The following is a 12,715-nucleotide window of genomic DNA, read 5'->3' as shown; positions in this document are numbered from 1 at the left end:
TCGTCTCCGACAAGGCAAAATCAGCCTTTACATAATTGGTCGCGATACCAACCAAGTCTACGAATCCCATAACGAAGAATGATAACATCAATGGAATTAATGCTAAATATATGCTTTTCTGTTTCATTAGTTTTTTAGTTAATCAGATTAATTAAATGGTTTTCTCAATATTATTACAAAGAAAATTTTAATTGCAGATTAACACTATAACGAATGGATCGAATGATTGTAAAAATGTTGCATGATCGGAAATAGTTGGTATCTCCAACATATCAGAGAAGAATGAGACAGATTTCTTATGACACCATCGTTATAGATAAGTCTCCATGTATAATACCTTTCACGGCAGTTAGTTGGTTGGCTAGCTCTCGCAATACAGAAGCTTGCCCTTTTAGTGCAATGATTTCCATGCAAACATCGTGATCAAGATGAATATGCTGAGAACATAGAATTACGTGATAAAATTGGTGTTGTATCTCTGTTATTTTATCCAATAATTCCCTTTTGTGGTGATCGAACGACAGGGTTATAGAACCACCTACAACTCCGTCGGAATTCCATTGGTTTTCTACTTCGGTCTTTTTTATCAAATATCGGATAGCCTGTGAACGGTTGGGGAATTTATTATCTTTCATGTAGTTATCTAATAAATCCAAAACTTCTTTTTCTACAGATACTCCAAATCGAACTACATTCATATTTTTTAATTTTAATAGTGAATTGATTTCTTTTAAGTCCAAATTTTATCTCTAAAATTTCTGTTTGCAATAATGATTAAATGAGTTTACACAATTTCACCAAAAGGTAGCATAAACTTTTTGCCATCTCGGGCAAATTCGACGAAACTCATGCTATATACTTTTTCAAGTAGTTCTACATTAGGTTCTGCAGGGTTACTTGGTGTATAGATGCTTCCATGATGCAGATAACAAAAATGATCTGCATACTGAAAAGCGAGAGTAGGATTATGCATAATGGCAATTACCGTAAAATCATTTTCTGAATACTCCTTTAATTTTTCCATCAGATAATGTTGGTAATAGACATCCAAATGGTTTGTAGGTTCATCCAAAAGTAGGATTTTCGGTCTTTGCATCAATAAGCGTCCGATCATTACAATTTGCTGTTCGCCGCCCGAAAGCTGTGTAAACGATTTATCTTTCAAACGAGTAATGGACAAATCTTTCAATATTTTATCGACTAATAGCCTGTCTTCTTTTTTTGGGTAAAAACCCGAAAAAGCCGTGCGACCGGTCAAAAGGATCTCTTCAACTGTAAATGAAAATACAGATTGGGTAAATTGTGGGAGAAAACCTATGAGTGACGCCCTGTCTTTGAATCGCAACTTACTCATTTCCTTACCACAGATGTTGATACCACCCTGATAATCTTTCAATAATCCGGCAATGATTTTGAATAATGTGGATTTTCCTCCCCCGTTGATACCAAGTAATACCGAGAACTTATTTTCCGGAAAAACAGCATTTACTTCTCTGAGTACAGATTTGTCTCCGTACGCATAGTGTAAGCTATCAATATGTATGGCATCGGTTGTCAATTCCAGTTCAATTTATTTTTTCGCATTAAGAAAACAAAAAACGCACCACCTAAAATGGTGGTGAAAATACCAATGGGTACTTCAAAAACAAATAAAGCACGAGATAAGTTGTCTATCAACAAAAGAAAACTTCCTCCCAGGAATATATTTCCGGGAATCGACTTGCTATTATCCGAGCCAAGCAGCATTCTGACAATATGTGGCAAAAACAAACCGTAAAAACTAATAATCCCGGCAACAGCAACTGTTGTCGTAGTCATCAGGGTGGCACAGGTTATTAAAATTAATTTATCGAAAGTAGGATTCACACCAACTGATTTGGCTGCTTCATCCCCAAGGGCCAGCAGATTTATTCGCCAGCGATAAAGATATACGATAGTTATAGTGATAATTATTGGAAGAAAAGCTTGTTTCAGTTCTACCCATGATGTGGCATGTAGATTGCCCATTGCCCATTGCACTATTGCCTGCAATTTATACGGATTGCTTATGTACTGAACTGCTGTGAGTAAAGCCATAAATACGCCCGAAATAATCATTCCCGAAAGAATAATCGATACAGTAGATGTTTGTTTATTAGAACCTGCAATTGAATAAGTAAGGATTACGGCCAAAGACCCCACTACAAAAGCGTAAGCATTTACAAAGCTCAACGAATAGAGAATTGCTAATGAAGCACCGAAAGCAGCGCCTGACGAAATCCCCAATATATACGAATCTACCAGTGGATTGCGAAATATGCCTTGTAATACAGCACCCGATGTGGATAAGGCCGCACCAACCAAAAAGGTGAGCAGGATTCGGGGCATCCGTACATTCAGAAGAATATTTGAAATCATTTGATAATGGGCTATCTCGTCTGTATTCAGATTGCCATCCATTATTTTTTTATACAGGAGTGTTATGTAATCAATAGCACTGACATGCCCCGATGAACCAATGAACAAGGAAATAATCAACATGGGCAGAGGCAGACCGAAGCATATAATATTTGCAATTTTTTTATTCAATGCATATAATGTTAAAGGATCGTTGACACTAAGAAATGGGCTTGATGGCTGTTAATTGGAAAAGGGATGAATTGTCATCCGACTCTTTTAGTATCCTATTTTGAGCCTTTTCATCGACCATAATTCCTTCAAATCCAACTTTGGTTAATAACTCGACATCCCTTTGAGGGCGGCTGTGCTTGCTGATATCCAACTTGCTTTTAATTACGTTGGCTTGCTCCATTATACCTGCGGGATACCTTTCGTGTCCTTCTTGTGAAAAGCATAGGTTTCCGAAGTCTCCGTCGAAGTTTAAAAACATTCCTCCTGCCCGCAGAACCTTGAAACTTTCAGCATAAAATTTCTCAACATCAGGTGTTGTCCATGTCATTAGTCTGGTGAATACTAAGTCAAATTGATTACTGGTGAATTGTAAATCTTGTGCATCCATCACGTGATAATCAATTGGAGAACCTAATTCGTTCGAAACGTTCTTAGCTTCTTCAATCATATTGTTTGACAGATCGACTGCTGTAACTTCATATCCGGCAAGATGTAAGATGTTGGCAAAGTATCCGGAGGCGGTACCTACTTCTAAAACCCGATTACCGGGTAAATTAGGTCGAAGAGTTTTAAAGTATTCCAACCAGTACGTGGTTTCGGGCAGAGTCCATGCTTCTTGTTTTTCTTCTCTCCAGATGGTACTTTGTTTATCCCAGTATTTTGCTATTTCTGTTATCATTATAAATATTTTATAAGTTTATCACTCGCTTCTTTTCCGTAAAGTACCGAAAGTATTTCTTTAATTTCTTCTGTATTATCCTTTTCATCGTTATCGTAAGCCCATTGATTAATTGCTACCGCTGCGCAAAGCGATTTGAAGGTGTGAGGATTGTAGTAAAACATCGGCATCAGATTGTGTATCTTCCTTTCCTTGATTGCTGTTATTCCGCCTAATTCTTTTTTGTTGTAAAACAAATCGGGGCTGTCGTTCCACATTACAATCATATCGGGATTCCATTCTATCAAAGTTTCGGGGTTGATATTCGGTTTGTCTATATCGAAAGGACAGGCATTTTCGACACCTGCCAGATCGAGGCAATCATTCATCATACTATTACGGCCGGCAGTCGAAAATACTTTGCCGTTAGCCCATGTGAAATAGACCGATTTGTGTTTCGATCCTTCTTGTGTGGCTGTGCGTTTCTGCAAATCCTTTATTTTATTTTCCGCATAAGAGATAAGCTGTTCACCTCTATCCTTCTTACCTGTAAGCAATGAGATGTCTTTCATCTCTTTCATCAAATCTTCATACCTAGCAGCAGCGGCGATGTAAACAGGTATGTTCATTCCTTGCAGAGTTTTGACAATACTTTCGGGAAGTTGCTGTGCAATTACCAAATCCGGATTTAATTGGATGATGCTTTCTAAATTTGCTAATTCGTTACTACCGGGTGTTGCCAGTTCTTTTTTTAAGATACGTGTGTCGATATGCTTGTAATAATCGTAGAGTTCACTGTCGAAATAGGTTTCGGCTGGTATTCCTATCAGTTTATCTTGTGCTTGGAGCATATAGATTACATCTACAGACGGATCGAACAGGCATACTATTCTTTCGGCTGCTTTAGATAAATGGATTTCATTGCCCTGAATGTCTGTAACGGATATTGTCGAAAGATTATCCTGCTTCTTGTCAAGCGTATTACTATTGCCACAGCCTACAAGAAATGCTAAACTGAAAAATATTATAAATATACGCATGGTGTTGAGATTAAAGGGTTACGGTGAATGAGCAGCGGTAGTTGACTGGAGGCAATTGTACCCAGTAATACATATCATTCTTTTTCCAGGCAGTTGAATATTGTTTACTATCCAGAATATTGTTTACTATCAGGTTGATACTAAACCTCTTTTTCGTGAAAGAAATACCTCCATCCATTCTGAAATAATCCTTTAATTCCTGAGGATCCATAGATGTAAATCGTTCTGCCCTTCCAGCCATATATTGATAGCCAAGAGAGAGGCTAAAATCTTTTAATGCTTTAAATGGTAATTCGTAATTTAACCAGCTATTTTGAATGTGTCTGATACGGTTGGGGGTAGCCATTCCTACCATTCCCGGATTTTTGTCATCTTTAGTGATTTTCGAATCGGTGTATGCGTAATTGATAATCACATCCAGCCCTTTCACTATTCTACCTCTAAGATCAAATTCTATCCCTTGTGATTCATTCTCTCCCGATTGGTAAAAATCATTGCTCACAGGGTCTTTTACTATATTCTGACTTCGGGTGATGTGATAAAACGATAGGGTTGTGCTCAAGGCTTTGTTGTTCCAATCCTTTTTCAATCCTGCTTCGAAGCTCACCCCTCTAATTGGTTTCAGAGGCGTTTTGTCGTATGCTATACCGGCTTGTGGAATAAATGAATTGTCGTATAAACCGTAAACACTGAATGAATTGGTAAGAAGATAGTTTGCGCCCAATCTCGGGGTAAGTACCCAGTCGCTAGCCTCTGTCTCTTCTCCATATTGGTTAAAATCAGCATCGGATTGAGTTAATCGTAAGCCTGCACTTATTTTTAGCTTATTATCTATCAACCCGATTTCGTCCATTACATAGGCAGAGGTATAGTACAATCTGCTGTCTGTAAGGTTCTCCACGGAGTTAATTCCATTTTCCGAATCGAAATCTCCTCCGATTCCATTATTGTTGATAACATTTGAATATATAGGATTCGAAATACTAAGAGGATAAATAGCGGTTGCTGTTCCCCAAGTGTCTTGTGTTTTATTTCTTTTATGATTGAAGTCGATCCCCGCAAGGAAAGAGTGTCTGATGTTTCCGGTCGAAAAGTTTCCTTGGGTAAAAGCCTGTGTAGAGAAAATATTATATTTCATCCCGTCATAAACATAATAACGATCTAGAATATCGGGATCTGTTTCGTTCTTGCCATAAACCCAGAATATGGTTCCGGCAGACTGGCTGTTAATATTAGAAACTTGTGTAGTGAAAGACCAGTTCTGATTAAATTTCTTCTGAAAATTGACAAAAGCACTGTGGTCGTTCGCCCGGTAAGGTCTCAGATTAGGATCGCTTATCGTGAAATCGGTGGGCAATGATCCGAAGCCGTAAGGCGAAATTTGCGCTTCACTCAAAAGCATATAATTTAAACGTTGATAGATATATTCAACAGTAAGTGAAGTGCTTTCATCAAATTTATACTTTAGCGAAGGGGCTATAAGGATACGTTCATTGTTGTCAAACTGGAGAAATCCTTTTTTATTCATTCCCATTATATTGAAACGATATAATAGCTTTCCATCTTCATCGAATTTTCCATCCAAATCGGCTTCAGCTCTTAATAACCCAAAGCTCCCTTGCATAACTTGAAAGGATTTTCTATTCGTTCCGGTTGGCTTTTTAGTAATGATATTGTAAGAACCTGCCGGATCTCCAAGTGAATTCAAAAAACCGGATGGACCTTTTACAAATTCGATATTTTCGATTATAGCGACATCATCTCCAATAGGTCCTTTTAGTAAAGGACGCAGATCCACACCATTGCGTTGAGCACTAATATATCCACCACGTAAATAAATGTCGGGAGAAACCCCATTGTGTAACTCTTCTCTGAATGCTCCACTAACGTTGCGCGTAACGCTTTCCGTTACGTTTAGAGACAACTGATCCCTTAATACTGAAGAATTGATTATTTGTATGTTTTGAGGGATTTCGAGCATCTGCCCCTGAATCCTTAAGCTGTTGGAAATATTTCCTAAGTTGTATTTTTTGTAGATCTTACTCTCTATGACTATATCGCCAAGAGTTACTGATTTTAGACTATCAAATTCATATTCCAGACTATCGGATTCAATAGGAGCTTTTTGAGCGAAAATATGAGATACTGATAATATAGATACTATAAGTAAAGTGATGGATATTTTTCTCATAAATGTTATTATATTAAAGTAAAACTTATTCGCCTAGACGGTAGCTATTCGGTTTTTCATGGTAACACGATTGTTGTATTCTTGCTATTATTAATTGAGAAACAAACCGACAATGATTTTGTTTACATGCGTTTTCTCTGTTTTATGTTTTTCTTTGGTATTTATGATTTGCATTGGTATTTGTGGTACAATTCTTATAATTAGTTGCATTTGAAACAATGTGCTGAATTCCAAGTATTAATATGTAATATTTTGATGTGAATAGTTCTGGTCTGTGCGGACTGAAAAGGCCAAAAAGAGCAAAAGTTAAATATTTGAGAGGGAATGTTAAAATAGCGAACTTATGTAAAAGAGTATCTTTTCGACCAAAGGTTTATGACCTTGTTTGAGCGAAAAAATACTCTTGTAGATAGTAAATAAATATAGATGTGGTTAAATCGTAAAGAGAATGCTTTTTGGTATAAATAGATAGTAGAATAGCTTCATTTTGTAGAGCCCATAACACTTTTCTGTAAACGCTTTAAGTATGGCATTTCGATATTATACATTTTACCATCTTCAAGTATATCTTCGAGCATTTTTTTGATTTCATTATTCGAATGTTTTAAATATCCGTCAAACATTAAACACATGGCTTCGTTACCGAATATCTTTTTAACTACTGGAACACTGATCCATAGTGGTAAGTAATATAGCTTGTTAACCTTTTCCATCTTAGGGTTTATTCCACTTTTTGAGCACACCAGAAATCCTTCCCTGACAGATCGTATTGCTTCTTTAATAATTTCTGAATTAGCCGTAAATGCTTTCATAGTACCTCCGGCCTTTATGACCCCAGCCGAAAATCCGGCAATGAATGCAAAATGAGGGATAAGCCATGTTATTATCTGATTTGAAATAAATGGTTTCAGACCAGCGCTTTCCATAGCTTTAGCTATTTTCTGTATGCGAGGTGTTGTCTCGCCATTGGCTTCGCCGAGCATTGTTTTAGAGTACTTAGAATCTGAAATAATAGCATTGAGACCCTTTTCATCCCTTCCTCCGCCTACCATAAAAGGAAATCCGAAGAAATACTGATCGGAAGAAAGATATTTTGCTATTTCATCGAAATCGTTCCACATATTTTGGAAAAAGAGTATATGGGCTTTTCCTGCCGACTCTGAAAGTATTGGTAAAACTGACTTCAGGTTGTCACAGCCTACTGATACAATGATGTATTCATAATTATTTTCCGATGATAGCACTTCAATTACTTTAGGGCGAAACACTATATTCTCGATTCTTTTCTGTCCTCCCCTGTAATCGGCACAATGGATATTTATTCCATTCTCTTCTATTGATTGTTTTTTGCCTTCTCGTACTAAAATACTTACATCATGTCCTGCTTCGGCCAGCTGCCAGCCATAAGTGCATCCGATTGTTCCTGCGCCGTAAATCAGTATATTCATAATAAATCAAGTTTAATTATTATTTTGTATTTATAAAAAAAGATTGAAATAATGACATGTAATCGGAGTAAGGATCGCAATTAGCAAGAAACTCGGTAGGGGTATAGCCGGAGAATGTTTTGAAATCCTTTATTAGATGAGATTTATCATAATAACTACATTGGTAGGCTAAGTCATTTACGCTTATAGAAGGTTGGGTTTGCAGTATATGCAATGCTTTTGCGAAACGATTGATCTGCAAAAACTCTTTTGGGTTCAACCCGGCGTACTCTACAAAAATCCGTTTGAATTGCTTGTAGCTGAGGCAGGCTGTTTGTGCGAGTCTGGATATCTCGGTTTCGCCATAATTAATAGAATTGATAACAGCTGATAATCGTTTGTAATTATACTCTTCGAACTCGTAGATACGTTTTAGTAAAAACTGTTCGATCCGGTAAATACAGGTTTGATAATCAGTCGTATTCATTAAACGGTCTTCGAGTTCTATAATTGAGGAATCACTTAACGAATCAATCGAAATTATTTGTCCGTTTAATTCGTTTATGGGCGTATCGAAAACTGTTCTTGCCCCAATGGGTTGAAATACAATTATAATCAGATCAAGACTTCCGAAGCAGGTATCTGTATATGTAGTAGATTGACCGGATATATACGATCTGGGTAGCATTTCGTTTTTTGCAGATAAATTATAAACCCTATCCCCACGGTTAAAGACGAGTCCTATGCTTCCGGCCGGAATAGCTCGTTGCGATACTTGTGCAACATTATCCACCGACAAAAACCAATATTGCTTAATGTAAGGATTAAGCAGTATCGAGGGCTGTATGGCTCGAAAGTTTTCCATATTATCAATAAGACAAAAATAGAAGTTATTCTTTTATGGTAAGGTGTAAAAAATGGACATTATGATATTCTAAGAGCTATGAAAAATGTTATTTGTGAGGTATTATTTCCATTTATCATCACGAACAGATTTGTATCGTCCCCAAAACTTATAGTGAGTCAATGAGGTATAAGAAATCAATTTGCCAATTAATTTATATTTAAGTAAGAAGTGTTGAATCTTATAAGCGATTCCGATTAAGATAATATAAATGAAACTGAATAATGCAATTTTAAATAATGCAGAATCAATGTTTACCAGCGCCACTTTGTATAATAATGCAGAAACGATTGTTGAACAGAGAATCCCTGCAACTAGCCATAATCCGTGTGTCGTTTCAATAGCCTTTTTGGGGCAAATACTCATACATTTCATGCAACTTTCGCACTTAAATGTCCAGAACGGTCTGTTACCTGTGTCTTCGATTGCTTTCACCGGACACTGTTTGATACATAAACCACAATTGTTACAATCATTACTTGCATAATATGATTTTGCAAAAAAGAATCTACCTGCAAAATAGTAGGCTAGTGATATGGGTGAAATTAAAATATCTTGGATGATATTACGATAAGCCGCAAAATCCTTTTTTCCTGATAGTATCTTATCCGAATGCTTCTTTACACGCTCATAATTTTTCTTGTGCAAAAACAGAACTGTTTTCTCATTCAATGCCGGATGGATCGAAATCCAGTTAGATGGCATATCGAAAGGAATTTGTCCGATGATTTTATAACCTTTTTGTACTAATATGAATGATGACAGCATAAACGCAATACCTGTTAAGCCTTGCGTTACATGATTCCCTATCTTCATTCCCCCCCTTGTATTCATCAGTATAATTCTATTCTTACCTTTAGGGAAGTTACGAATGAAATCCAATGTTATTTTGGGAAAACTAAAACCATGAACGGGTGAGATGATTCCGATTAAAGTATTGGAGTCTATAATATCAAATACAGAATCGTCTATTTTAGAAATATCTATTAGCTGACATTGAATATCTTTTTTTACGGCAAATTCGCAGAACCAAGATGCAACCCCTTTGGAATTGCCTGTTCCTGAGAAATAAAATATCGTTATCCTACGAATCTCTGCCATGGCTTATAATGTGTCTGCTGCGAGTATTACCGCAAATTATTTCATCAAAATCCAAATTTAAAGATAGTACATTTATCGGTAAAATTGTTTTTTATTTTGCCATGTTAAGGCACTAAACTTATCTCCTAAGCCTTGTTACCTGCATTTGAGGTTGTATTTATATTATCTGTCTTGTCGAGTTTTTCGACCAGAAAAATAAGTAAACTGAAAATAATTATGCTGAACATTACACTAGCATAGCCAATATTCTGAATTACCTCTCCGGTGCGTATCTGCTCATCTGTGACAGCAAGTTGTAAGGGCATGGAAGCAAGTACTGCCGACACTAATCCCTTTGGATTGAGAATGCTCATTATCCGTCTGTCTCTCGACGAATAACCTTTTCTGCAAAATAGTGCAATGGAGGGAATGCGCACAAGAAACATAAGGGAGATAAACAATATCCCCATAATTATATGGCTCCATTCGGTTAATCGGATGCTCATACCTATGTACACAAAAAAGAAGGTTTTGAAGATGAAAGCTATTTCAGAATAGAAATTCTTTTCATCCTGCATAAGCAATACAGGATTTTTGCGCTTGATAAAGTTCTTTTCAGGATTTTGTTTTTCCAGCAGATTGGATAATTCGTCTATATTACCTAGTATAAATCCGAACGATAGTACTGCCATGCCTCCATTGATGCCTAAAAGTTCGCAGAATCCATAAATAATAAATGCCAATGCAAACGAGGTAAACATACTGTTTTTGAGCTTAGTTATGATATAGCGTCGTACCCCTGTCCATAGATAACCGACTCCAAGACCGATAGATGTTGCAAAGAGTAATGATATTGCCATATGTTTTACAGTAGCAGCTACACTGAACGAGCCGCTATCCATCGCATCAAGTAAAGCCAGTGCACCTATCAGGCATACGATATCGCTTAAAGCACATTCGAGAAAAACTACACTTTCTGCTTTTTTGCTTAGTTTCAATTGCTTTAGCATAGGCAATATAATTGGTGTAGATATACTTCCAACACATGCACCCATAAATGCACTTGGCAACAAATCCAATCCTAGCCCGAAATGACCGACAGCCATACCAACACCTACAGGAACAACAAAATTGAAAACGGTAAGTAGACTTGCCGGTCCGATAGCTTTTCCTAAACCATCGAAATTAAGCCGCGTACCACTTTCGTAGAGAATGACAATAAGGGTTATGGTGGTGAATATCTTACCTAGTTTACCTAAATCTTCGGGACTGGCAAGATTAAAAACAGGGCCTATTAGTAAACCTATAAAAAGCAAGAATAATACATTCGGTATCCTTGTCCTTTCGAATAGGGCATTGAATATCAGTGAGAAAAAAATAAGTGCACCGATAAATATCAAGGTTGTTTCCATAAGAGGATTATTAGTTCAATGAATAAACATTGCTTTGTTGCAGAATGTTCATGTAAATTGATATAGAAATAACTCTTATGTCGAATTCAGATCGAATAAAAAAGATTAGAGAATTGCATTACAAATCTTTTAACATAAAAATGGTACATGCATAATGCCCTGAATTGCCAAGCGAATGATCTATGTGGTTGAATCCGAGGCGCTCGTACATTGAAACGGCTTTTCCGAATTCAGGAAATGACTCAAGATATAGTTGTGTGTAATTTAATTCTCTGGCACTTCCGATTGCTTTATGGAGCAATTGTTGCCCGATTCCTTTTCCTCTCGAATCAGGTGATAAATAAAATTTTACTAGTTCAGCACATCCAAAGGGTAGTCCATCGGTTGGGTATATGCCACAGCTGCCTAGTATAATACCATCGCTTTCTGCTATCCAACATAGAGCCTTTTCTTTTCTGAAATATTCAAAAAGATTGTCAGTTGTGGGGTCGCTATATACAGTTCCCTGCTTTTCTGAACCAAACTCCTCAAAAACACTACGGATTAAATCTGCTAATGCTTTATTATCTTTTTCTTGAATGGAACGTATTGAGATTTTTTCCATAAAACCTATAAGTATTATTCGTTATTGTAAAGGTATAAAAAGATAACTAAGTTGACGATTCGTTTTTGGTTGGTCTTTTATGCTATTGTTCTCGAACCTTTTTTGGTGACTTGAACCCATATCAATTGATTTTAATGTACTCCAATGTTATAAACTATCTATGTACTTATTGTATTCCGAATAGGTTAATTATATGAAAATTTAATTAAATTAACCTATTGTCTGTTAAAGCATTAGATAGCCTTCTTGAGCTTATTGTTTGTTAGGGCTTATTGTTTTATTGTGAATATAACTATCTGATAAATAGATTATTGGTGTAAATATTTATGTTAATATATTTTTTTATTTTATATAGTTTTCATAATTTAGCCTCCATCTATTGTAGCTAACTTATGTATAATAGCTTCAATATTTAACTAATGTTAGTATTTTAGTTCTGAACTGATCAATTTTATTTTAAATAAATCTTCGGATCGTTTATCCGATTGATAATTAGAAATTACTTGCAAAAAATCTGGCAATATGTATTGCCATTATTCCCTTGACCTTTATGCAATATCTAATACCCTATATTTTGCTTTTTATTCCCATTTTTCTGGCTGAAAATTTGGTTGGCAGCGCTATTTTATTAGAGAGAGAGAGAGAGAGAGAGAGAGAGAGAGAGAGAGAGAGAGAGAGAGAGCACATAACAAAAAAAATAGTTTTTTCAAAAGAAAGGTTTGGCAAAAAGGCCAATCTTCACCTCTTTTATATAAGAAATTTACAGGATTCGATATTTCAAATAGTTAT

General features: G+C 36.2%; 11 protein-coding genes and 1 pseudogene. All 12 read right to left on the bottom strand.

Annotation, left to right across the window (positions count from 1 at the left end):
- A pseudogene (locus G7Y57_RS17980) lies at positions 1–127 on the bottom strand (MFS transporter); the annotation flags it as partial.
- A 169-nt stretch (positions 128–296) separates the two neighbouring features.
- On the bottom strand, positions 297–698 hold the full coding sequence (gene nikR, locus G7Y57_RS10025; RefSeq protein ID WP_165023234.1) for a nickel-responsive transcriptional regulator NikR: 402 nt from the start codon (positions 696–698) through the stop codon (positions 297–299).
- Between the two features lie 86 nt (positions 699–784).
- Positions 785–1,558 carry an ABC transporter ATP-binding protein gene (locus G7Y57_RS10020; RefSeq protein ID WP_221412124.1) on the bottom strand — a complete coding sequence of 258 codons (774 nt, stop codon included), beginning with the start codon at positions 1,556–1,558 and terminating at the stop codon, positions 785–787.
- A complete protein-coding gene (locus G7Y57_RS10015) occupies positions 1,555–2,568 on the bottom strand; it encodes a FecCD family ABC transporter permease (protein WP_221412123.1) in 1,014 nt (337 codons plus the stop codon). Before G7Y57_RS10015 ends, G7Y57_RS10020 begins: the two co-directional genes overlap by 4 nt.
- Positions 2,569–2,596: 28 nt before the next feature.
- A complete protein-coding gene (locus G7Y57_RS10010; protein ID WP_165023231.1) occupies positions 2,597–3,289 on the bottom strand; it encodes a class I SAM-dependent methyltransferase in 693 nt (230 codons plus the stop codon).
- The gene (locus G7Y57_RS10005; RefSeq protein WP_165023228.1) at positions 3,289–4,308 is read right to left on the bottom strand and encodes an ABC transporter substrate-binding protein; all 1,020 of its coding nucleotides are present in this window, start codon (positions 4,306–4,308) and stop codon (positions 3,289–3,291) included. The genes G7Y57_RS10010 and G7Y57_RS10005 overlap by 1 nt, the downstream gene beginning before the upstream one ends.
- Before the next feature lie 10 nt (positions 4,309–4,318).
- Positions 4,319–6,499: a TonB-dependent siderophore receptor gene (locus G7Y57_RS10000; protein WP_165023225.1), complete on the bottom strand. Its 2,181-nt coding sequence runs from the start codon at positions 6,497–6,499 to the stop codon at positions 4,319–4,321.
- A gap of 482 nt (positions 6,500–6,981) precedes the next feature.
- On the bottom strand, positions 6,982–7,947 hold the full coding sequence (locus G7Y57_RS09995) for a ketopantoate reductase family protein (RefSeq protein WP_165023222.1): 966 nt from the start codon (positions 7,945–7,947) through the stop codon (positions 6,982–6,984).
- 19 nt (positions 7,948–7,966) lie between these two features.
- Positions 7,967–8,791, bottom strand: coding sequence for a helix-turn-helix domain-containing protein (locus tag G7Y57_RS09990; protein ID WP_165023219.1), 825 nt, complete (start codon positions 8,789–8,791; stop codon positions 7,967–7,969).
- Between the two features lie 102 nt (positions 8,792–8,893).
- Positions 8,894–9,931, bottom strand: coding sequence for an EFR1 family ferrodoxin (locus G7Y57_RS09985; protein ID WP_165023217.1), 1,038 nt, complete (start codon positions 9,929–9,931; stop codon positions 8,894–8,896).
- A gap of 125 nt (positions 9,932–10,056) precedes the next feature.
- Positions 10,057–11,322, bottom strand: coding sequence for a cation:proton antiporter (locus G7Y57_RS09980; protein ID WP_165023214.1), 1,266 nt, complete (start codon positions 11,320–11,322; stop codon positions 10,057–10,059).
- A gap of 118 nt (positions 11,323–11,440) precedes the next feature.
- Entirely contained in the window at positions 11,441–11,926 is a 486-nt protein-coding gene (locus tag G7Y57_RS09975; protein ID WP_165023211.1) for a GNAT family N-acetyltransferase, read from the bottom strand.
- Between the last annotated feature and the right edge of the window lie 789 nt (positions 11,927–12,715).

Source organism: Dysgonomonas sp. ZJ279 (genome assembly GCF_011039205.1).
GTDB lineage: Bacteria > Bacteroidota > Bacteroidia > Bacteroidales > Dysgonomonadaceae > Dysgonomonas.
Note: the sequence above shows the minus strand (reverse complement) of the source record. Positions and strands in the feature narration are given on the sequence as shown.